This window comes from Kordiimonas aestuarii (assembly GCF_025574465.1).
Taxonomy (GTDB): domain Bacteria; phylum Pseudomonadota; class Alphaproteobacteria; order Sphingomonadales; family Kordiimonadaceae; genus Kordiimonas; species Kordiimonas aestuarii.
In genome coordinates this window covers 385,589-407,749 of sequence record NZ_JAOBPP010000021.1, presented here as the reverse complement: position 1 = coordinate 407,749, position 22,161 = coordinate 385,589, and the positions used below count along the sequence as shown (strand labels likewise).

The following is a 22,161-nucleotide window of genomic DNA, read 5'->3' as shown; positions in this document are numbered from 1 at the left end:
ACGAGCCAGGAAATGCGTTGCCCCGACCCCACGGCCTTCGCTATGGCAGAAGCCATCACGTTCAGGCATTTTATCGCAGTGCCCTTGCCGGCTTTATTTTCTGTGTCATGCGATCAGGATAGCTGTATAAGCGCGGCTTAATTCAATTGCAGGACCTGTTTCATGATCACTTTCTCCGATGTTGCGCTGCGTCGCGGCTCCAAGTTGCTGTTCAAGGAAGGCAGCTTTAACCTCAATGCCGGGGAAAAGATGGGCCTTGTGGGCGGTAACGGGGCGGGCAAGTCTTCGTTGTTTGCGCTTTTGCGCCATGAGTTGATCGCGGAAGCAGGCACGGTGGAATTCCCCAGCCGCTGGCGTATCGCCCATGTAGCGCAGGAAACAGAAGGCAGTGAGCAGTCCGCCTTGCACTTCGCCATCGACGGCGACACCGAGCTGCGCGCGCTGGAAGCCGAGTTGGCCAGGGCGGAAGAAGCTGAGGACGGTTATGAGATCGGCCGTATCTATGAAGAGTTCATGCGCATCGATGCCTATTCGGTCGAGCGCCGGGCAGCGGACCTCCTTGTGGGCCTTGGTTTTGACGAGACAACACATCAAAACCCGGTGTCTACCTTCTCGGGCGGTTGGCGCATGCGGCTTAATCTGGCGCGGGCGCTAATGTGCCGGTCAGATCTTCTGCTTCTGGATGAGCCAACCAACCACCTTGATCTTGAGGCAATCGTCTGGCTGCAGGACTGGCTGAAGGCTTTTGAGGGCACGGTCCTGATGATTTCACATGACCGCAACTTCCTTGACGCGACGGTTGACCGTATCCTGGAGCTCGCCGGTGGCACCTTGACCCTCTATACAGGCGGCTATTCCGACTATGAGAGCATGCGCGCCGAGCGGCTGATGCAGCAGCAGGCCATGTATGAGAAACAGCAGCGCCAGATCGCGCATATCTCTTCTTTCATTGACCGTTTTCGTGCCCAGGCGTCCAAGGCCCGTCAGGCCCAAAGCCGTATCAAGGCACTGGCGAAGCTGGAGCGCGTGGCGGCGGCGCATATCGACACACCCTTTACCTTCAAGTTCCGTGAACCTGACGCCATGGCGACGACCCTATGGGAATCCACGGGCGCAGACGCAGGCTACCCGGGCGTACGTATTCTATCTGATGTTACGGTGCATATCGGCGCAGGCACCCGGGTGGGCCTCCTGGGCCGTAATGGAGCGGGCAAATCAACCCTGATCAAGCTGATCGCAGGCGAGATCGAAACCATGGGCGGCGAACTGACCCTCGACCGCCGCATCAACATCGGTTATTTCGCCCAGCATCAACTGGAGACGCTTGACCCAGAGCAGTCGCCCCTGTGGCACATGAAACAGAAGGCCCCCCGCGCGCGGGAGCAGGAGCTCAGGACTTACCTTGGCACTTTTGATTTTTCCGACAAGACAGTGTTCCAGAACACAGGTACCATGTCAGGCGGCGAGAAGTCCCGGCTTGTGCTTGCCATGATCATCTGGGACCGGCCGAACCTGCTGTTGCTGGATGAGCCCACCAACCACCTCGACCTTGAGGTGCGTTCCGCACTGACACTTGCGCTGCAGGATTTTTCTGGCGCCGTTGTGCTGGTGTCCCACGACACCGCGCTTATCGAGACAGTGGTGGATTCATACTGGCTTATCGATAATGGCACTGTTAGCTCTTTCGGCGGCGATTTGCAGGATTATAAAAAGTACCGCGCGCAGGCGGACCGCAGGGCAGCGTAAGGCTGATACCACGATATACATTCCCGTTGGCGCGGCGGGCGGCTGTATCGCTTTTGCCGCACACAGGGAAAAAGCGAGGACAAATTCCCGCGCCTTCGTTTTTTCACCATAATTGTTGTCGAAACTCCCCTAAGCCCTGACAGTAGGGGAAGGGTTCAGCTAGTCTTATGGGGAACGTTATGCGCCGCTATCTCGCCCGCTTTTTCATCGCCTTTATCCTGCCGGCTTTTTTTGTAGCCGCGAACGTTCAGGCCGCTGTGACAAGTGGCGTGCCGGAGGTTGAAGACCGGAGCGGGGCGGCGGCACGCCTGCTGGAGCATACACAGTCTCTCAAGCTGCGTCTGGAAGCCTTACAGGTGGATGCAAAAATTGATGGCATGAGCCTCAGGGAAGTGCTTGCGCATAAGTCCCTTGAGGAGAATGTCGCCGGGTTTGTAAAAAACAACAGGATAGAGCTGGAGCTGGCCGCACACCCGGACGCACCGGAGAGCTGGTTGATGGCGGCACAGGGCTTTGCCAAAGTGGGTCGCAGCGACGATGCGGCGACCGCCGCCTGGCAGGCCTACCAACTGGCAGAGAAGGACAAGGATAAAGCACTGGCGCTGGAGCGCCTGGCAACCCACGCTCGCGAGGAAGAGCGCGGCCAGCATGCTGTTGATCTGCTCGATTATGCGCTAACGCTGGACGACACCAAGGAGCGGCGAGCCTATCGCGACGCGGTCAAGGCGCAGTTTGCCCTGCGTGTCACCGATGTTTCCGTTGATGTGGAGGCTTTTTCACCGACCGCCTGTATCATTCTGTCCGAAAACCTGATGGCGGGCACGACTGCGAAGGTGGAAGACTATGTTCGCTTGCCTGGCGGGCTGGATGTCAGTCTGCGGGCGAACGGTAACCGCATTTGTATGGGGGGCCTCGCCTATGGGCAGGAGTTCAAGGTAACCGTGCTGGCGGGGCTTATGGGGGCTGGTGGCAGTCGCCTCCACAGCGATGTCAGCCGCACTGTCGTGGTGCCGAACCGCGAAGCCCGAATCAACTTTGGTAACGGCACCTATGTTTTGCCGCGCGTGGGCGACGAAACGGTCCCGCTCAAGACGGTCAATATGAGCGGCGTGAAGCTGAAACTGTACCGGGTGTCCGATCGTGGTCTCGTACCCCTCCTCAACAGTGGTGTGAAAAGCGATGCGCTTTACGAATGGAGCGAAAATCGCCTCGACAGCGAATATGGCACCCTCATATGGGAAGGGGCGATGGATGTCGAGAATGTGCCGAACAAGGACGTCACGACACTGGTGCCGGTACGCGACCTGATTGACGACAAGGGCCCCGGTATTTACGCACTGGTCGCCGCGGACCCGGCCGAAGACAAGAATGAGCGCTACCGCTATGAGCACCAGGCGCAGTGGCTCTTGATCTCCGACCTTGGCATGATGACGCTGTCGGGTGACGATGGCCTACATGTGTTTGTTCACTCGCTCGCGACCACAAAAGCCCAGAGGAATGTCAAGCTGACGCTGGTGGCACGCGACAACAGCATCCTCAAGACGCTTGAGACCGACCGCGGTGGTCACGCCGCCTTTGGCCCCGCGCTGCTGCGCGGTGAGGGGGGTGCCAGCCCGGCCGTCGTTGTGGCGGAAACCGATAAAGGCGATTATGCGTTCCTCACGCTTGACGGCCCGGCGCTTGACCTGAGTGATCGGGGTACAAGCGGCCGCAAGGCAGCGGGACCGCTTGACGCCTATATGTTTACCGAACGGGGAATATACCGTCCCGGCGAAGTGGTCCATGTCTCCGCGCTGATGCGCAGCGCGCGTGCGGCTGCAGTGGCTGGGCTTCCCCTTACCTTCAAGGTCTTTCGCCCTGATGGCATGGAGGCTGTCAAAACCAGCCTGACCGGTGACCGCTTTGGTGGTTACGCGTACGACCTTTCCCTGTCACCTGGTGCCCGTACGGGATTGTGGCGCGCAGCCCTTTATGCCGACGATGAAGAAAAGAGTGTTGGCGAGGTGCGTTTCTCCGTAGACGAGTTTGTCCCTGAACGGCTGAGCACCACCCTGGAAACCACAGAGACATACGTCACGGGTGACACTCCAGTGTCTGCCAGCGTGCAGGCGGATTTCCTTTATGGTGCGCCGGGTGCCGATCTTTCCGGCATCCTTGATGTCAGGCTGGAGCGCGACCCTTTGCCGTTCCCTGAATATCCCGCCTATCATTTTGGCCTGGTACAGGAAGACTATAAACCAGCACCCCCAAACCGGCAGGATTTTGTCACCGGCGAAAGCGGCAATGCCCGCGTTTCGGTGGCCTTTGCGCCATTGCCGGATACAAGCCAGGCGCTTCGGGCGCGCCTTCGGGCTGAAGTGGTTGATGTCGGGGGCAGGCCGGTTGCAGATACGGTTTTGCTGCCGGTGCGCCAAAGCCCGGTTATGCTTGGCGTCAAGGCGGGAGACGGCGCCGGTTTCGATACGGATGAACAGGCGAACATTGACATTGTAGCGCTGTCCGCGGAAGGCAAGCCTCTGGCCGACCATCAACTGACAGCCGTGTGGGTCCGTGAGCATTATCAATATAACTGGTACCGGCTTGACGGAAGCTGGCGTTTCCGCAGCACCACCGTTGATGAAGTGATTGCCGAGGAAGCTGTGGTGACGGGTGCAGAGGGCACACTTTCGCTGGCGCGCATGCTTGGCAGTGGTCGCTACCGCATTGATGTGTTTGACGAGGCCGGTAAATCGGCCTCTAGCACGCGCTTTCATGTGGGTTGGTGGTCTGCTGTTACCTCACCCGACGTGCCGGACGCGCTTGAGTTGACGCTTGAAGACACTGCCCTCAGGGCCGGTGATCGGCTGCGTGGTTTTGTGAAAGCCCCGTTTGAAGGCCGTGCTTTGATCACGATCGTGAATGAGCGTCTGGTAGAACACAAACTGGTCACGCTCGACAAAGATGGCAGCGCATTTGATTTCAAGGTTGCGGAGGATTGGGGCCCGGGCGCTTATGTGCTGGCAACAGCCCTTCGCCCCGGCGCAGGTGAACTTTCGCGCCTTCCGGTGCGGGCAACCGGCCTTGCGTGGTTTTCGGTCGGCCGCAAAGGCCACGTGGTTGAACTTGAGATTGACGCGCCAGAAGTGGCGTTGCCGGGCAAGACGGTCAGCCTGCCAATCCATGTGAAAGGCGGGCAACCGGGCGAGGAGATGAAAGTTATCCTGGCGGCGGTGGACGAGGGCATCCTCAATATCACGCGCTTTAACAGCCCGGACCCGGACGCGTTTTATTACGGCCAGCGCGCCTTCTCAATGGATTTGCGCGATGTATATGGCCGCCTGATCAGGCCGGAAGAAGGCGCGCGTGGCACCTTGCGCACGGGGGGTGACATTGTGGTTGTTTCGGGTTCGCGCAGGATGATGACGAAAGATGAGGCCAGCAACCTGTTTGCCGCCATCACGCGTACCTCGCGTACTGTGGCGCTTCTCCGCCGCGATATTACGCTTGGCAAAGACGGCGCTGCCATGGTTGATCTTGATCTGCCTGATTTTGCTGGCCGGTTGCGATTGATGGCGGTGGCGTATGGCGCGACCATGGTGGGGGTCGGCGAAGGTGCCCTGACCGTGCGCACGCCAATTGTGGCTGAACTGATCTTGCCGCGTTTCCTCGCGCCCGGTGATAGTGCGGAGGCTACCCTGAGTGTACAAAATCTTTCAGGTGCAGCATCTGACGTACGTGTCATGCTCAGGAGCGACGGCGAGGCTGTCGAACTGGCGGCAGGCGCGGAGAGCAGCTTCACGCTTGAACACAAGGAACGGCGCGACCTGCCTGTTAAAGTGACCGGTGTTATGCCGGGGGATGCCAGCCTGCATCTGACCCTGGCAAGCAGTGACGCAGATGATATCAGGCGTGACTGGGGCATCACCGTTCGCGCGGCATGGCCTTATGCCACCAGACGCACCAGCGAGGGCATTGCGCCGGGGGAGAGGATGGAGATCGCGCCCACCGATATGGATGCGTTTTACAAGATTACAACTTCGGGCCAGCTTACACTGTCCTCGCGTCCCAACCTTGAGGCAGACCGTATGATGCGGACGTTGAATGCCTATGGTTACAGGTGTAGCGAGCAGACGGTATCGCGTGCCATCCCTGCGCTCTATTACGGCAAGTTATCGCGGCTCTATGACCTGCCCGGAAGTAAATCCGACGCGGATAACCTTGTGGAGCGCTCTATAGTGATGCTTCTTGACCGTCAGAAAGGTGATGGCAGTTTTGGTGTCTGGTCATTGAGCGGGAGCAGCAACGAGTGGATCGACGCCTATGTCACTGACTTCCTGCTGCACGCGGCAGAGGCAGGCTTTGATGTGCCCGACGCGACCACAAAACTCTCGCTAATGAGGCTGAAGCGGATGATTGCCCGCCGGGGGCGCGGGAACATTGAAGCACAGGCCTATGCATTTTATGTACTGGCACGCGTGGGCGATGTGTCGGCCAGTGAAGTACGATACTTCGCAGACCAGTTTGCCGCAAAGCTACACAGCCCGCTGGCGCGGGCCCAGGTAGCAGCGGCCCTCAGCCATGTGGGCGAGCGTCAGGCGGCGGAAGATTTGTTTGCCCGGGCACACAAAAGCGCGCGCGATGCCAATTATTACGGTGACTATGGCACGGACCTGCGCGACCGCGCTGCCTTCGCGGCACTGCTCGCCGAGGTTATGCCGACAGCACCCTATATGGCAGAGCTTGCGAACATCCTTGAACGTGAGGTAGCGGAAGACGGCTGGCTCAGCACACAGGAAATGGCTTGGGTTGCCCGTGCGGCCGCGGCCTTCGCGGGTGAAGGCAACGGCCAACTGACGGCGAGGGTGAATGACGATACAGTCAGTGCGGCCAAGGGCCTCTGGTCGGGCGAGATCGGTGACGAGGTGCCTGTCGGTGCTCTTATGGTGGCAAACACAAGTGACAGGGCTATTCGGGCGGTGAAAACGCTGCGCGGTGTACCGGTCGCAGCCCCCGAACCTGCGGAAGAGGGTTTGCGCGTTAGCCGGGCGTATTTTGACATGGATGGCAAGCCGGTCGACATGAATCGGGTGAAACGCAATGACCGGATCGTCGTGCTGATAGAAGGGGTGGCAACGGCCGCTGCCGTGCGTGAGACTCTTGTGGTGGACATGTTACCTGCGGGGCTTGAGATCGAGACGACGGACGTTTCCTCATTCAAGTTTCTACCTACGCTTTCGCCTGTCGAATTTACCGATGCGCGTGACGATCGTTTTGTCGGTGTCGTCAAGCTGGGAACCTGGTCAGGTTGGCGCAACAATCGCTTCCGGCTTGCCTATGTGGTGCGGGCGGTTACCCCGGGAGACTATGTCATGCCAGGGGCTTTTGCCGAGGACATGTACAAGCCCCAGTACCATGCGCAAGGGTCAGTGCACCGCATACAAGTGGGGAAATAAGCCATGCTGGCCGGGTTGTGGGCATACCGTAAATGGGGCCTTATGGGGATGGTTCTTGGCGTCCTCCTGGTGCTTGTCGGTGTGCGCGTGCTCGACCGGATTTACCCACCGGATATGGGGCGCTACCACGCGACCTCAGCAGAAGTGCGGGCGGCCGACGGGCGTCTGATGCGGATTTTCACCGTTGAGGACGGCCTCATCCGCCGCGCGGTAACCACCGAAGAGGTAGACCCGCTTTATCTTCATATGCTGGTTGCCTATGAGGACAAGCGCTTTTACGAGCATGGTGGCGTGGATTTTCTTGCGCTCGCACGCGCTGCCTGGCAGGCGGCAGCAAATGGTGAAATCGTCTCTGGCGCGTCGACACTCACCATGCAAACCGCACGCTTGCTGGAGCCGCGCCCCCGAACCGTTACAAGCAAACTCGTGGAGATGTTTCGCGCGTGGCAGCTGGAGCGGCGTTTTACCAAATATGAAATACTGGAGATATATCTCACACTCGCCCCCTTTGGTGGCAACATCGAAGGCATCAAGGCAGCGTCTGACGCCTATTTCGGCCATGACAGCACCCGCCTCACCCCGGACGAGGCAGCGCTTCTGGTGATTTTGCCCCAGTCGCCAACCCGCTTCAGGCCCGACCGCCACGCGGCCCGCGCTCGTCATGCGCGCAACAAGGTGCTTGATCGGGTTGCTGGTGAAATCGGTCTTGATCCGCACTTGCGTGATCTTGCCCTCAGTGCGCCGGTGCCCGCACGACGGCACAGGGCCGAGCTGATGGCACCTCACCTTGCGGCCCGGCTGCTGCGCGGCGGTCTCAAAGAGGCTGTGGTCACTACCACGGACTATGACTTGCAGGCAGAGCTCGAACGCCTTGTCAGAGTGCGGGCAGGCGCGGTGCACCGCCATGCCAGTGCGGCTATTCTGGTGGTGGACAACCGTACGCGACATGTGCTGGCCTATGTAGGTTCCGCCGGCTTTGGCGAGCGGGCGCGGCTCGGCTATGTGGATATGGTAACGGCTGTACGATCCCCTGGTTCAACCCTCAAACCCTTCATTTATGGCATGGCCTTTGATCGCGGCCTTGCGCATGCAGAGACCCGTGTGCGTGATGAAGAGCGGCGCTTCGGCACCTATGCACCCAGCAACTTCATGGACCGGCATTATGGTGAGATATCCATCAGAGAGGCACTCGTGCGTTCCCTCAACGTGCCAGCGGTGGCGGTGCTTGACCGGCTTGGGCCAGTGGCCTTCACTGAAAAAATGCGTGATCACGGGGTTACGTTTCGCCTGCCGGGGGAGGAGATGCCTGGCCTAGCTGTTGCCCTTGGCGGTGTTGGTATGTCGCTTGAGGGGCTGGTGAAACTGTATGCGGGACTTGCCAGCGATGGCCAGGTGTTACCACTGGTTTTTGACGCTGGGCAGGCGGCGGTTGAGGTGCCCCCTTTCGGTGAGATGTTATCTGCGGCCACACGGCAGACCTTGTCCAATATCCTGTCGTCCGCCCGTCCGCCGGAAGATCGTTTGCCGGATGCGTACCAGGGCCACGCACGCCGTGTCGCCTATAAAACCGGAACAAGTTACGGCTTTCGGGACGCATGGGCCGTTGGATATGACGGCGACTATACCGTGGGTGTCTGGGTTGGCCGGGCGGACGGCACACCCCTGCCCGGTCATTTTGGCGCCAGCACCGCAGCTCCCATTCTTTTTGACGTCTTTGACCGCCTGCCTGCCGCTGGAACGCCGGAATGGGCGGCCGCGCCCGGTGACAGCCGTAGCTTTGCTGCTCTGCCACCAGCCCTCAAATATTTTGACCGGCCTGAACGGCTCATGCTGGCGGGCGCGGGGTCTGAGCGCCTTGCCATAACCTTTCCCCTGACGGGCAGCGTAGTTGAAATGCCAAAGGAGAATATGCCGCTATCGCTTGTCGCCGGAGGGGGGGTGCGACCACTTCAGTGGTTTGTGGACGGACAGCCGCTTGATACCAATCGTTGGTCGCGCCATGCGAGCTATGCCCTTCAGGGTGAGGGCTTTTACCAGATTACGGTGAGGGATGCTGGCGGCCAGAGCAGCAGCGCCACCATTCGTGCCGTTGCAGGCGACGCCTTGCGCTAGTCAATCCACCTTTATCAGCCGGAAGCCGACAAATTTATGTCGGGCATCAAAGGCCATTTCCTGACGCGCCTGCATGGCAAGAAGCATCGGCACTGTGAGGTTTGTCGCACCGCGTATCACACCGCTTTGGCAGTTTTCCACAAGGGGTGCCGCACCAAACTCTGGCCCCCAGCAGTCGTCCACCCACTCGGCGACGTTGCCGAGCATGTCATAGAGCCTGAAGCTGTTGGGGGCAGCCCGCCCAACCGGGAAGGTTGCGTCCGCCCCCAGACGGTCATCGCAGTCAAGGCAGTTTTGCGATGCCTTGTCGAAGGCTGCTTTTTGGGCAGTAATCTGACTGTTGCGGCCGCGCGCCATATAAGCCCATTCCACTTCGCTTGGCAGACGCCACCGGCCTGTACCCCCCGCTGCCTGCCAGCTTTTATTGAGCCATGCGGTATAGGTCGCCACATCCGCGCGGGTCACATTGATAACCGGCCGCCCGACCCGGCCCCAGCCTTCGTCGCGCGGGCCCTCAGTGGAGCAGGCACCATCACGCACACACGCGTCCCACATATCGAAGGTTACCTCAAAGGCCATGGCGGTAAAGGGCGCGGTGAGCTCGAACGTTTTTGGTGCCGCCTGTTTGCCGGGCTGCGCCTGTGGGCGATAGATGAAAAACCCTGGGGGAATATTGACCGTGGGGCCAGAAAGAGCCCGCAAGGGCGCACGTGTTTTGGCGGCATTCAGCGCTTTTTGCGCTTCGCCCCGGTATGACCCCATCGGGTAGCGGGCAAGGTAGGCTTGCAGGGCAGCAACAGAACCATCAGCGGTGGCGCGGCTATACCCGAGGGTTTGCTCACGGTCAGACGCCTGCAAAACATAGGCACCTCGCGGGTAGGCTGTCTGATAGCCCTGGTAGCTTTCGACGGTGTTTTGTTGCCGCGCTTCGCGGAACGCGGCCAGGTCGGCGCTGCGTTCAGCGTCCGCTTTGAATTTACCCTCGGGCCAATAATTCAGGTAACGCAGATAGGAGATTTCCACATTCACTTCTTTGGCGCGCCGGTAACTCAGGAAATCTGCCTGTTCGACATTTGCGCTGGCGGGATAGGCGTCGCGGTAGGCTGCATAGGCAAATATGGTGTGTTGTCGCTGGGCGTAGTCAAATGCCGCTTTTTCAGACGCGCTGAATGCTCTGAGCGCCTCTTCGATAGATGCTTTCAGTTTCACGGCCTCATCTGCAGCATAGCCCATCCCGTGAAACGACAGATACCGTTCGATCAGGTCTTTTGCGCGGCGGTATTGCCCACTGCCATAGGCGGCGCGGGCCGCCAGATAGTAATATTCCTGATTGTGGGGGTTTTCTTCCAATAGTGAGGTAAGGATTTCATCTGCAAGGCGGAAACGACCGGCGTCGATGGCCTCAATCGCGGCCTCAAGGGTGGGTGCCGCATCCCTGGAGCTCATGTCCATCTCGGCCGGGTCCGCCATTGCGATTAGTATAAAACTCAGCGTTATCAGCGCGATATATCTGATCATCCAGTGCCCCACTTCACCAAGGTTGCATCATCACATAAAAACTGTTGCGAAATTCTAGGGTGAAAATGGGTCGGGATGCCAGAAATATCAGTGTGTTCACCGACTGATTTTACCAAAAAGGCGTAGACGGCTGATACCGCCGTCCGGGTATATGTTGATGCGGACATGGCTGATGGGTCCGGTGCCTGCCACCGGGCGGAAATGGTGTTCGGCATCAGCGGTCAGCGGTTGTTTGTCCAGAATTTCAGGCCAGAACTGGCTTTGCACCGGCAGGCTGTCTTCTGTGCCGCCCGCCACAAGCGCGCCCTGAAGCGAAATGTGGCTGGGGAAGTTACCCTTGAAAAACGCAGTGTCCACAAGGATATCTTCAATCGAGCCTGCATGGCCCAGTGCCACAATCGCCCAGTCGTTGCCCGGTTCACGGCGGCGGCGGGTTTCCCAACCGTCACCCATGTTAAGGCCCTTGCCCGGCAAGGTGATGTTCGAGAGAGCGCCAAAATGTTCGTCATTGGCGACAATGCCGCGCCCGCCGTTTTCCATCGCCAGCAAATCGATGCGGGTATCCGCGTCAAAGCCAGCCCAGTCCTTGTGCATCAGGCCATACACGCGCAGGCGTGCCACACCACCGTCCGGGTAGATATTCAGGCGGATATGGGTCCAGGGCGTCTTGCTCTCGCATGCCACATGATGGTGGCTGTTACCCTTAAGGCTGATAGAGGCGACCACTTCGGTCCAGACCGCGCCTGAGCCGGGCACATCTTCATTTGAGATGCAAGCGTCAATGCTGGCGGCAGGCGGGAAGTTGCCGGTGAAATGGCTTGTGTCGATGTCAAATCCCTTGATGGTGCCGGGCGCGCCAAGGCGGATGACAGCGTGGTCATAGCCTGTGCCGCGCTTACGGCGGCTTTCCCAGCCGTCCATCCACTTGCCGTTGTCGTCATATTTTCCGGGGATGAACACAGCATCCGCGGGGTCGATCAACCGGGCCTTATCGGCAAAAAAATCATCGCTTGCGAAGGTAACTTTGGCACCGAGGCGCGGGTTCGCGAGGTTGATGCAGTTGCGTGTGAAGGCTGGGGGTACGGTGTCAGACATGGGTTGTTCTTTCTTTCACGTAGCCAAAGCTTCAAGCCGTAAGCGGGCTATCTTGTGAATTTCATTGATGGCGGCCTTGAACTCACGTTCGCGGTTATGGTTTAGCCGCGCGCCAAAGGCCGCCAGAATGCTGTGGCGGTTGTGCCCCTTCACTGCGATGATGAAGGGGAAACCAAATTTGTTTTTGTAGGCTTTGTTCAGGCTCTGGAACTCGTTGAACTCTGCGGGTGTGCAGGCATCAAGCCCGGCGCCGGATTGCTCAGCTTTTGATTCGGCGGTCAGTTCCCCGCGAACGGCGGCCTTGCCGGCCAGGTCCGGGTGAGCGCAAATCAGGCGTTCCTGTTGTTCCTCACTGGCGGCGTTCACTACGTCAGCCATTACGCTGTGAAGCCCGTCCACGCTATTGAGGTTTTTGTCGCCACGCTTGGCCCACGCGCCCTCCGCCACCCAGCGGGAGTGCTCGTAAATGCTGCCATAAAGCTCAAGGAATTGCTCATGGCTCAGGTCGCATGGGCGCTCCCTCAGTATCATCTGCCGTCTCCCTCATAGGGGTGGTGCTCACGCCAGTGCCGTGCGATGTCCACCCGGCGGCAGAACCAGACATCCTTGAAACTGCGTGCATATTCAAAAAACCGCTCCAGCGCGCGGATTCGCCCCGGCCGGCCAATCAGGCGACAATGCAGGCCAATGCTCATCATCTTGGGGCTGTCTGCGCCCTCGGCATAAAGCGTATCAAACGCGTCGCGCACGTAGGAGAAAAACTGGTCCCCCGAATTGAAGCCCTGCACGGATGCAAAGCGCATGTCATTGACATCCAGTGTATAGGGCACAACCAGATGCGCGCCATTTTCCATACGTGACCAGAAGGGCAGGTCATCGGAATAATCGTCTGCGTCATAAAGAAAACCACCATGCTCAGCTACCAGCCGGCGGGTGTTGGGGCTGGTGCGGCCGGTATACCAGCCTGCCGGTGCCTCGCCGGTGACCTCAGTGATGATACGCACGGCCTCCCTGATATGCTCGCGCTCCACCTCTTCCGGTATATTCTGGTAATTGATCCACTTAAGCCCGTGGGAGCAGATTTCATAGGCGCGATCCGTGAAGGCTTTGGCCATCTCGGGGTAGCGTTTCAATGCTTCGGCGATCGCGAAGATGGTGACGGGGATGTCGTATTTCCCGAACAGGCGCAACAGCCGCCACACACCCGCGCGGCTGCCGTATTCATAAACGGATTCCATGCTCATGTGCCGCGCGCCTTCAATAACAGGGGCGCTGACAATCTCTGAGAGGAAGGTTTCCGCGCCTGCATCGCCGTGCAGCACGCAGTTTTCACCGCCTTCTTCATAATTCAGTACGACCTGCACCGCGATGCGCGCGCCACCGGGCCAGTTTGCATGCGGCACGTGTTCGCCGTATCCTTTCAGGTCGCGCGGGTAATTGTCCGTCATTGTCTCGCTTTCATGCTTTTGTCAGCTGGCACGCGCCATGCCGAATATCTGGTGCAGATCATCGCCGCCTGCAGCGCGCTCAAACCTGAGGGTCGCTTCAATGTCGTTCAGGTGGTGTGTCAGTATTTCCTGTGCGGCCACAATGTCGCGTCGCTCCAGCGTGTCCACAAGGCGGGTATGTTCATCTCCTGTGCAGCTTTGCACTGGTTGGCCGTGTCGACCATATAGTGTGATAATGAGTGAACTTCTGAACACCAGTTGCTCAAGGAAATGATACATCGGTGTGTTACCCGCGAGCTTTGCCACATGCAGGTGAAACTCTCCCGTCAGGCGTATCCAGCGCGCGATATCAGCTTTTGCCAGTGCGTCTTTCTCCTGTGCCAGATGGCCCCGCAGGTTTTGGATGTCGTTCGTGTCGGCAGCTTCTGACGCGCGGGCGAGAAGGGCGGCCTCCACCGTGTGACGTGCTTCAAAAACCTGCTGCGCTTCATCGGGGCTGGGTGAAGCGATTACCGCCCCCTTGTTCTTTTGCAGCTCCACAATATTGTCGCGAGAAAGCAGCAGGAAGGCGCGGCGCACAGTTGTGCGGCCAACGCCAAAGACACCGCATAGCGACTCTTCCGTCAGCTTGGTGCCAGGCGCAAGGCGTTGCTCCAGTACGCTGTCACGTACCCGCTGGCAGATGTCCTCTTCCGTCAGGGCAGCTTCTTTCGGTTTCTGTCTTGTCATCGTCTGGTTCCTGATTCCCTTGGTAACACTCTTTTTTTTCCTCCAAGCGTCCTTTCGGGTTTTACCGCAACCCAGAAAAAAACTCAGCGGCGGGCGTGCAGTTTTGGCGCAACCGGAAAGCTTCGTTATCGCTGAATTCTGGCCTATGACGATGAATTGTCAACAATTTAGTATCTATTTTGTTGATAATATTCTTTACAAAGCTGGTTGCTTCCGTCAGGGTGAAAGTGGAGATTTCTCAAACCAATCCACGGGGCGTATGTATGGGACGGTTAACCACCCATGTGCTGGACACCGCAAACGGTTGTCCGGGAGAGGGCATTCAGATCAGGCTGTATTGGCTGGCAGAAGACGGTAGCGAGCAGTTGCTGTGTGAGGCGGTCACCAACGACGACGGTCGGGTGGACGGCCCGATCCTTGAGGGTGCCGACTTCACCGTAGGGACATATCTGCTTGAGTTCGCGGCGGGGGATTATTTTCGCGCGCGCGGCACGGTGCTGCCGGAGCTTGCTTTTCTGGATGTTGTGCCCATCCGCTTTGGCCTTGCCGATGCGGGCGCGCACTATCATGTGCCGCTGTTGATCTCGCCATACGGCTACAGCACGTATCGGGGAAGTTGATATGACGGAGACTGTCAGATTTCTCCTTGATGGTGAGTATTATGAGCTCACAAACCCGGACCCGACAACGACGGTGCTGAACTTCCTGCGTTATGAACTGGCGCGCACCGGTACCAAGGAGGGCTGTGCGGAGGGAGACTGCGGTGCCTGCACAGTGGTGCTGGGCGAGTTGATAGACGGGCGTATTCGCTGCCGAGCGGTCAACGCCTGCATCCTGTTTGTGCCGACGCTTGACGGCAAGGAGTTGATCACAGTTGAAAGCCTGAGGGCAAAGGACGGCACTTTGCATCCGGTCCAGCAGGCCCTTGTCGATACCCATGGCTCGCAGTGCGGTTTCTGCACGCCCGGTTTTGTCATGTCGCTATACGCGCTGTATGAAGAAGGCGGTGCCAGGGGCCGCGCTCACATCAATGATGCACTGGCGGGCAACCTGTGCCGCTGCACGGGGTATGGGCCGATCGTTGAAGCGGGGCTACGCATGGAGGAAATGCGCTTGCCTGTGGACGCGGGTGTGTTGAAGGACCGTGTTGACGCGCTCAGGTCGCTCAAGCGGCATGACACATTGAAACTCAGCGTCAAGGACAAGCTTACCGGTACGCACAAATATTATTTCGCACCTGTAACAATAGATGGTTTAGCGGACATTTCATTAGCTTACCCGGATGCGACGTACCTGGCAGGCGGTACGGATGTTGGCTTGTGGGTGACAAAACAACACCGTGAACTGGCACAGATTATCTATATCGGTGACGTGGAAGAGTTGAAGCATATCCAGGTCACTGACCGATCGGTTGAAATTGGGGCCGGAGCTTCCTTTACCGATGCGATAGATGTATTGGCGCGCTATTATGGGGATATGGGGGAGATTATCCGCCGGATCGGTTCGGTTCAGATCAGGAACAGCGGCACCCTTGGCGGCAATATTGCCAATGGCTCCCCTATTGGCGACAGCATGCCGGCGCTGATTGCTGCGGGGGCGACACTCACACTGCGCATGGGCTCGCTTGAACGTACCATGCCGCTTGAGGACTATTTCATCGATTACGGCAAACAGGACCTGCAACCGGGCGAATTTGTTGCCCGGATTTCGGTGCCGTTGCCGCCTGAGCATTCCCGCTACCGCGCCTATAAAGTCTCCAAACGTTTTGATCAGGATATCTCAGCCGTTTGTGCTTGTTTCGGTTTCGAAATAAAGGCTGGTGTGATGGAGGGTGCCCGCATTGCCTATGGCGGTATGACAGCCACACCCAAGCGGGCGGCGATGGCCGAGCGAGCACTCGTGGGGAGGGCATGGACTATGGATAACATGGAAGCCGCCGTGGCCGCTCTGGCGGAGGACTTTGCACCCATCAGCGATATGCGCGCCAGCGCGGACTACCGCATGATGGCCGCACAAAACCTGCTCAGGAAAGCTTTCATTGAGCTGGATGCCGAGGCTGAGACCCGCCTTGTGGGTGACAGGGAGCTCGGGCATGCGTAATACCAGCAGCAGTGGTCCGGTGCTCTCCGAAATCAAGGGGGCGGTGCATAAGGAATTGAGGCACGACAGCGCCCACAAGCATGTCTCGGGCGAGGCGGTTTATATCGACGATATGCCGGAACCCAAGGACCTGTTGCACATCTATGTCGCCATGTCAGAGAAAGCGCACGCGCGGGTTACCGCGATGGACCTTTCGGCTGTGCGCAAGGCCAGGGGCGTGGCGCTTGTGATCAGTGCTGAAGACATCCCCGGCCATAATGATGTCAGCCCGTTCGCGGGTGATGACCCGCTCTTTGCCGATGGCCTTGTGGAATATATCGGTCAGCCGATTTTTGCCGTCGCTGCTACCAGCATCGCGGCCGCGCGCGCGGCGGCCAGCCTGGCGGCGGTTGACTATGACGAGTTGTCCGCGCTGACGACCATTGATGCTGCTATGGCGGCGGAAAGTGCGATTGAACCCGCGCAAACCATGGCGCAGGGTGATGCCCGGGCCGCGCTTGAGAAGGCGAAGTATCGCCTGAAAGGCAGCTTTCGTATTGGTGGGCAGGACCATTTTTACCTTGAAGGCCAGATTGCTTTTGCCGCGCCACAGGAAGATGGCGATGTGCATGTCTTCTCCTCGACCCAGCACCCGAGCGAGGTGCAACATCTGGTGGCCCACGTGCTCGGCAAGCCCACCAATGCGGTGACGGTTGAGGTCAGGCGCATGGGCGGCGGTTTTGGCGGCAAGGAAACCCACCCCGCCATGTTTGCGGCGATGGCGGCCCTTGTGGCGGTGAAAACCGGCCGCCCGGCCAAACTGCGGCTGGACCGCGATGACGATATGATCATGACCGGCAAGCGCCATGATTTCCGCTATGGCTATGATATTGGCTATGACGACGACGGTCGTATCACCGGGGCGGCGATTGAGCTGGCCTCGCGCTGTGGTAGGTCGACCGACCTGTCGCCCGCGATCAACGACCGCGCCATGTTCCACGCTGACAATTGCTATTATCTTGGCGATATAGAGATCACCTCGCACCGCTTGAAAACGCACACTGCCTCCAACACCGCTTTCCGCGGTTTTGGCGGGCCGCAGGGTATGCTGGGGATCGAGCATGTGATCGAGCAGATTGCCCATGCGCTGGGAAAAGACCCGATCGACGTACGCCGCGCGAACCTTTATGGCACGGATGGCCGCAACACCACACCGTTTGGCATGGTGGTTGAAGACAACATCGCGCCTGAACTGATTGACATGCTGGCGGAAAGTGCAGGCTATCAGGCGCGCCGCTTGGCGATCCGGGAGTTCAATAAAACGAGCCCCTACCTCAAGAAAGGTATCGCGCTAACCCCGGTCAAGTTTGGCATCAGCTTCACTACAACGCATCTCAATCAGGCGGGTGCATTGGTGCATGTCTATGCAGACGGCAGCGTGCACCTGAACCATGGTGGTACCGAGATGGGGCAAGGGCTATTTGTCAAGGTCGCCCAGGTGGTGGCGGAAGAATTCCAGATCGATGTGGACCATATCAAGATCACGGCGACAACAACGGCGAAGGTGCCCAATACGTCGGCCACGGCAGCATCCTCAGGCTCAGACCTTAACGGCATGGCGGCACTGGATGCAGCGCGGCGCATCAAGGCGCGGCTGGTGGATTTTGCGGCCAATAAATACGATTGCCCCAAGGATCGGGTCACCTTCCGCAACAACAATGTTTATGTGGAGAACCGGGAAATACCGTTCGCGCAGTTAACGCGCGAGGCGTATCTGGGCCGGGTGTCGTTGTCGTCCACGGGTTTCTACAAGACGCCAAAGATCCATTATGATCGCAGCAAACACAAGGGCCGACCCTTCCTGTATTTCTGTTACGGCGCGGCGGTGTCGGAGGTCACCGTTGATACGCTGACAGGGGAATATAAGGTCGAGCGGGTCGACATCCTGCATGACACCGGCCGGTCGCTCAACCCTGCGATCGACAAGGGACAGATCGAAGGTGGGTTCATTCAGGGCATGGGTTGGCTGACCACCGAAGAGCTCGTGTATGACGAGAGCGGTCGCCTGCGCACGCACGCGCCGTCCACCTACAAAATCCCTGCCTGCAGCGACCGGCCGGAACAGTTTAATATCGAGCTTTATGCCAAGGGCCGGAATGTGGAAGCCACGATCCACCGGTCAAAAGCTGTGGGAGAGCCGCCGTTCATGCTGGCAAACTCTGTGTTCCTCGCGCTGGCTGACGCTGTGTGTGCCGCGTCGGACTATAAAGTGCGGGTGATGATGAATGCGCCTGCCACGCCGGAGGAAGTGCTGAAAGCCGTGGTGACGGCGAAAGGCAAGGCGCGCGGCTGATGGTCTCGCCTGATCAATATATGGGTCGATATATGGGGGCTGGGGCTGCCGGCGTGCTTGTCACGGTGGCGGAGACAAAGGGTTCCGCCCCGCGGGAGGCAGGGACTGTGATGTGGGTCACGGATACCGGTGCTGAGGGTACCATCGGGGGTGGCAACCTTGAGTATCAGGCAATACAGCAGGCACGTATACTGCTAGCCGACGTGGAAAAAAAGCGCACTACACAAACCTACCCGCTAGGCCCGTTGCTGGAGCAATGCTGTGGTGGGTCAGTGGTTTTGACGCTTGAGAAAATGAATGCGGACCGCGCGCGCGCAAGTCGGGACGCAGCGCTTAATGCACGCGTCAGATATCCCCTGTATATGTTTGGTGCGGGGCATGTGGGCAAGGCAGTATATGCTGCGCTGAAACCGTTGCCCTTTAACGTATACTGGGTGGACGCACGGGATGATGAATTCCCGCCGGTGACAGAACCGCATGTGATCACAGATCATGCAAGCGAGCCGGTGGATGTGGTGAAAAGTGCTGGCGCGCAAGCGCTTTACCTTATCTTTACCCATAGCCACCAACTTGATTATGAGATCACGAAGGCGGTGCTGGCGCGGGGGGATGCGCTTTATTGCGGACTTATCGGGTCAAAGACCAAACGCGCGCGGTTCGAGAATCGCTTGCTGCGCGAAAAAGTAGTGGACGAGAACGGCCTGAGCGCGCTGACCTGCCCCATTGGGGTGCCGGGGATCAACGGCAAGGAGCCGGAAATTATCGCGGCCAGTGTTGCCGCCGAGCTGCTGCAACGGCTCAACAGATACGTTTAAAGGGCTAGGAACATGGACATTGGCGGTTTAACGGTCATCGGCCAGACTTCAGGCGAGGCGGCTGACATCCTGAGCGAAGCGGCGCTGACATTTGTCGCGGCAGTTGAAGAGAAATTTGGTGCCAGGCGGCGTGAGCTGATGGTCGCGCGCACCGCGTTTCAGAAGCGGCTGGATGCGGGGCATTTGCCTGATTTTCTGCTGGAAACAGCTGATATCCGCGCGAGCGAATGGCACGTTCGCCCGGCGCCCGCGCCCCTGCTTGATCGCCGTGTGGAAATCACCGGCCCCGCTGACCGCAAGATGGTTATCAATGCACTTAACTCGGGCGCCAACTGCTTCATGGCGGATTTTGAAGACAGCTCCACTCCCACATGGGCCAACATGATGGCGGGGCAGGTGAACCTGCGTGACGCCGCCCACGGCATTATCAGCTACACAAACCCGGCAAACGGCAAACGGTATGAACTGGGCGAGGAGACCGCGACCCTGATCGTGCGCCCACGCGGTTTGCACATGGAGGAAAAACATGTGCGTATGGGCGGCAAGCCTGTCTCAGCCGGGTTCTTCGACTTCGCCTTGTTCCTGTTCCACAGCGCCAAAGAACAATTGTCGCGCGGCGTAGGTCCCTATTTTTACCTGCCCAAGCTGGAACACCATCTTGAAGCAAGGCTATGGGAAGATGTGATCGCTTTCTCGGAAGATTATATCCGGCTGGAACGTGGCACCGTGCGGGTGACCGTGCTGATTGAGACCATCACTGCCGCCTTCCAGATGGATGAAATCCTCTATGAGCTCAGGGACCATATTGTTGGCCTCAATTGCGGGCGCTGGGACTATATCTTCAACTTCATCAAGCGTTTTGCGCGGCGTCCTGATTTTGTGCTGCCGGACCGTGCACAGGTTGGCATGGACAAACACTTCCTGTCGTCCTACAGCCAGCTCTTGATCAAGACCTGCCACCGGCGCGGCGCTCACGCCATGGGTGGCATGGCTGCGCAGATCCCGATCAAGAATGACGCCGCCGCCAACGAGGCAGCCATTGCCAAGGTGAGGGCGGACAAGGAACGTGAAGCGAAAAACGGTCACGACGGCACGTGGGTCGCACACCCCGGCCTTATCCCGACCGCCCGGTCTGTGTTTGACAGTGTCATGCCTGGCCCCAACCAGCTTTTTAACCTGCGTGATGACGTGACGGTGAGGGCAACGGATCTTCTGGCCGTGCCCGAAGGCGTGATTACCGAAGAAGGTGTGCGAAGCAATATCTCTGTGGGGTTGATGTATCTCTCAGCGTGGATTGACGGCATGGGCTGTGTGCCGATCCATAACCTGATGGAAGATGCGGCGACGGCGGAGATTTCACGCACGCAGCTTTGGCAGTGGCGCACGCACGGCGCCAGGCTGGACGATGACCGTGTGATCGATGACGCATATCTTGATGAGATTACCGATGAAGAGGTGGCTAAACTGAAGGCGCGCGAGTTTGTCGGCAATGCGCGACTTGAAGACGCCGCGGCCCTGTTCCGCTGCATGGTGATGGATGATGAGCTGGAAGAGTTCCTCACCCGCCCGGCCTATGAGCTGGTGCTTGAATATGAACCCCGGGGCGACGCCTGAGCGGCGCGCAAGCGAGAGAGTAGTACCCCATGGAATTTGATATTACACCTTGGCTGAACCTTGCGATCCGTTGGCTGCATTTCATCACTGGCATCGCGTGGATCGGCTCCAGTTTCTATTTTGTCTGGCTTGATAACCATCTTGAACAGCCAAAGGAAAAAAAGAAAGGCATGTCGGGCGAGCTGTGGTCGGTGCATGGTGGTGGCTTTTACCACAAGCAGAAATACGCCGTCGCGCCTGAACAGATGCCGGAAAACCTGCACTGGTTCAAATGGGAAGCCTACTTCACGTGGATGAGCGGTTTTGCCCTGCTTGCGGTTATCTATTATCTGGGTGCGGACCTGTTCCTGATCGATAAATCCAAGGCGAATCTCACACAAGCGCAGGCGATTGGTATCAGCCTTGCCTTCATCGCGGGGGGCTGGGTTTTTTATGACGGCCTTTGCCGTTCGCCTTTGGGCAAAAACAATAAGCTAACGGGTATCATCTGGTTCCTCAGCCTGACAGCGGCAGCTTATGTGCTGACGCATATTTTCTCCGACCGGGCGGCCTTCATCCATGTAGGGGCGATCGCAGGCACTGCGATGGCGGCCAATGTATTCATGGTCATTATCCCGAACCAGAAAAAGGTTGTCGCGGCGCTGACCGCGGGCGAGGCGCCAGACCCGCGTCTGGGTCAGATCGGCAAGCAGCGCAGCTTGCACAATAATTACATGACCCTGCCGGTCCTCTTTCTGATGATCTCCAACCACTATCCGATGACGTTCTCAAACCCCTACAGCTGGCTCATCCTTGCGGGCATCGGGCTTGTAGGGGTGATGGTGCGGCATTTCTTCAACCTGCGTCATAAGGGAAAAAACAGCCCTGGCCTTGTGTTTGCAGCGGTCGCCTTGTTTATCCTGATTGCTATGTTCGCCGCCGATGCGGAGAAAGCCTCCCGCGCCCGGTTTGCACAAGTGGCAGCGTCATTTTCTCAAGTTCAGGCCATCATTGGCAAACATTGCACCTCATGCCATGCCGCTACGCCAACACATGACAGCTTTGACGAAGCCCCGGGTGGTGTGATGCTGGACAAGCCGGAACTGATCCAGCAGCACGCCCGGCGGATCATGGAGCAGACGGTTAAAGCGGACATTATGCCGCTTGGCAACGAGACGGGCATGACCGACGAGGAGCGTGCCCTGATCGGCAAGTGGATTGGGGACGGAGCCAAGCGGTGA

General features: G+C 58.5%; 14 protein-coding genes. 9 read left to right on the top strand and 5 right to left on the bottom strand.

Going from position 1 to position 22,161, the window contains the following annotated elements; translation table 11 throughout:
* Positions 1–162 precede the first annotated feature (162 nt).
* The 3 genes from OEU85_RS14555 to pbpC all read left to right on the top strand — a co-directional run bounded on the left by OEU85_RS14555 (position 163) and on the right by pbpC (position 9,290).
* Positions 163–1,746, top strand: a complete 1,584-nt coding sequence (locus tag OEU85_RS14555) for an ABC-F family ATP-binding cassette domain-containing protein (protein WP_262692238.1) — start codon at positions 163–165, stop codon at positions 1,744–1,746.
* 179 nt (positions 1,747–1,925) lie between these two features.
* Complete coding sequence (locus OEU85_RS14550; RefSeq protein WP_262692237.1) at positions 1,926–7,178, top strand: MG2 domain-containing protein; 5,253 nt, start codon at positions 1,926–1,928, stop codon at positions 7,176–7,178.
* A 3-nt stretch (positions 7,179–7,181) separates the two neighbouring features.
* Positions 7,182–9,290, top strand: a complete 2,109-nt coding sequence (gene pbpC, locus OEU85_RS14545; protein ID WP_262692236.1) for a penicillin-binding protein 1C — start codon at positions 7,182–7,184, stop codon at positions 9,288–9,290.
* Here the strand turns inward: pbpC and OEU85_RS14540 are convergent, their stop codons facing one another.
* The 5 genes from OEU85_RS14540 to OEU85_RS14520 all read right to left on the bottom strand — a co-directional run bounded on the left by OEU85_RS14540 (position 9,291) and on the right by OEU85_RS14520 (position 14,080).
* Positions 9,291–10,808, bottom strand: a complete 1,518-nt coding sequence (locus OEU85_RS14540) for a formylglycine-generating enzyme family protein (RefSeq protein WP_262692235.1) — start codon at positions 10,806–10,808, stop codon at positions 9,291–9,293.
* Positions 10,809–10,904: 96 nt separating this feature from the next.
* On the bottom strand, positions 10,905–11,903 hold the full coding sequence (gene alc, locus OEU85_RS14535) for an allantoicase (protein WP_262692234.1): 999 nt from the start codon (positions 11,901–11,903) through the stop codon (positions 10,905–10,907).
* Between the two features lie 15 nt (positions 11,904–11,918).
* Complete coding sequence (gene uraD, locus OEU85_RS14530) at positions 11,919–12,434, bottom strand: 2-oxo-4-hydroxy-4-carboxy-5-ureidoimidazoline decarboxylase (RefSeq protein WP_262692233.1); 516 nt, start codon at positions 12,432–12,434, stop codon at positions 11,919–11,921.
* Positions 12,431–13,351, bottom strand: coding sequence for an allantoinase PuuE (gene puuE / locus OEU85_RS14525; protein WP_262692232.1), 921 nt, complete (start codon positions 13,349–13,351; stop codon positions 12,431–12,433). Before puuE ends, uraD begins: the two co-directional genes overlap by 4 nt.
* 21 nt (positions 13,352–13,372) lie before the next feature.
* Positions 13,373–14,080 (bottom strand): GntR family transcriptional regulator, encoded by a 708-nt coding sequence (locus tag OEU85_RS14520; RefSeq protein WP_262692231.1) that lies wholly within the window; start codon positions 14,078–14,080, stop codon positions 13,373–13,375.
* A 263-nt stretch (positions 14,081–14,343) separates the two neighbouring features.
* Between OEU85_RS14520 and uraH the strand changes: the two genes are divergently transcribed.
* The 6 genes from uraH to OEU85_RS14490 are packed head-to-tail and all read left to right on the top strand — an operon-like array spanning position 14,344 to position 22,161.
* A complete protein-coding gene (uraH, locus tag OEU85_RS14515) occupies positions 14,344–14,700 on the top strand; it encodes a hydroxyisourate hydrolase (RefSeq protein WP_262692230.1) in 357 nt (118 codons plus the stop codon).
* A gap of 1 nt (position 14,701) precedes the next feature.
* Positions 14,702–16,180, top strand: coding sequence for a xanthine dehydrogenase small subunit (xdhA, locus tag OEU85_RS14510; protein WP_262692229.1), 1,479 nt, complete (start codon positions 14,702–14,704; stop codon positions 16,178–16,180).
* A complete protein-coding gene (gene xdhB / locus OEU85_RS14505; protein WP_262692228.1) occupies positions 16,173–18,512 on the top strand; it encodes a xanthine dehydrogenase molybdopterin binding subunit in 2,340 nt (779 codons plus the stop codon). The genes xdhA and xdhB overlap by 8 nt, the downstream gene beginning before the upstream one ends.
* A 32-nt stretch (positions 18,513–18,544) precedes the next feature.
* Positions 18,545–19,327 (top strand): xanthine dehydrogenase accessory protein XdhC, encoded by a 783-nt coding sequence (gene xdhC / locus OEU85_RS14500; protein WP_262692227.1) that lies wholly within the window; start codon positions 18,545–18,547, stop codon positions 19,325–19,327.
* Between the two features lie 12 nt (positions 19,328–19,339).
* On the top strand, positions 19,340–20,941 hold the full coding sequence (aceB, locus tag OEU85_RS14495) for a malate synthase A (RefSeq protein ID WP_262692226.1): 1,602 nt from the start codon (positions 19,340–19,342) through the stop codon (positions 20,939–20,941).
* A gap of 29 nt (positions 20,942–20,970) precedes the next feature.
* Entirely contained in the window at positions 20,971–22,161 is a 1,191-nt protein-coding gene (locus tag OEU85_RS14490; protein ID WP_262692225.1) for a urate hydroxylase PuuD, read from the top strand.

Coding starts and splice junctions, on each gene's coding strand:
- OEU85_RS14555 (WP_262692238.1), top strand. CDS start 163: ATGATCACTTTCTCCGATGTTGCGCTGCGTCGCGGCTCCAAGTTGCTG.
- OEU85_RS14550 (WP_262692237.1), top strand. CDS start 1,926: ATGCGCCGCTATCTCGCCCGCTTTTTCATCGCCTTTATCCTGCCGGCT.
- pbpC (WP_262692236.1), top strand. CDS start 7,182: ATGCTGGCCGGGTTGTGGGCATACCGTAAATGGGGCCTTATGGGGATG.
- OEU85_RS14540 (WP_262692235.1), bottom strand. CDS start 10,808: ATGATCAGATATATCGCGCTGATAACGCTGAGTTTTATACTAATCGCA.
- alc (WP_262692234.1), bottom strand. CDS start 11,903: ATGTCTGACACCGTACCCCCAGCCTTCACACGCAACTGCATCAACCTC.
- uraD (WP_262692233.1), bottom strand. CDS start 12,434: ATGATACTGAGGGAGCGCCCATGCGACCTGAGCCATGAGCAATTCCTT.
- puuE (WP_262692232.1), bottom strand. CDS start 13,351: ATGACGGACAATTACCCGCGCGACCTGAAAGGATACGGCGAACACGTG.
- OEU85_RS14520 (WP_262692231.1), bottom strand. CDS start 14,080: ATGACAAGACAGAAACCGAAAGAAGCTGCCCTGACGGAAGAGGACATC.
- uraH (WP_262692230.1), top strand. CDS start 14,344: ATGGGACGGTTAACCACCCATGTGCTGGACACCGCAAACGGTTGTCCG.
- xdhA (WP_262692229.1), top strand. CDS start 14,702: ATGACGGAGACTGTCAGATTTCTCCTTGATGGTGAGTATTATGAGCTC.
- xdhB (WP_262692228.1), top strand. CDS start 16,173: ATGCGTAATACCAGCAGCAGTGGTCCGGTGCTCTCCGAAATCAAGGGG.
- xdhC (WP_262692227.1), top strand. CDS start 18,545: ATGGGGGCTGGGGCTGCCGGCGTGCTTGTCACGGTGGCGGAGACAAAG.
- aceB (WP_262692226.1), top strand. CDS start 19,340: ATGGACATTGGCGGTTTAACGGTCATCGGCCAGACTTCAGGCGAGGCG.
- OEU85_RS14490 (WP_262692225.1), top strand. CDS start 20,971: ATGGAATTTGATATTACACCTTGGCTGAACCTTGCGATCCGTTGGCTG.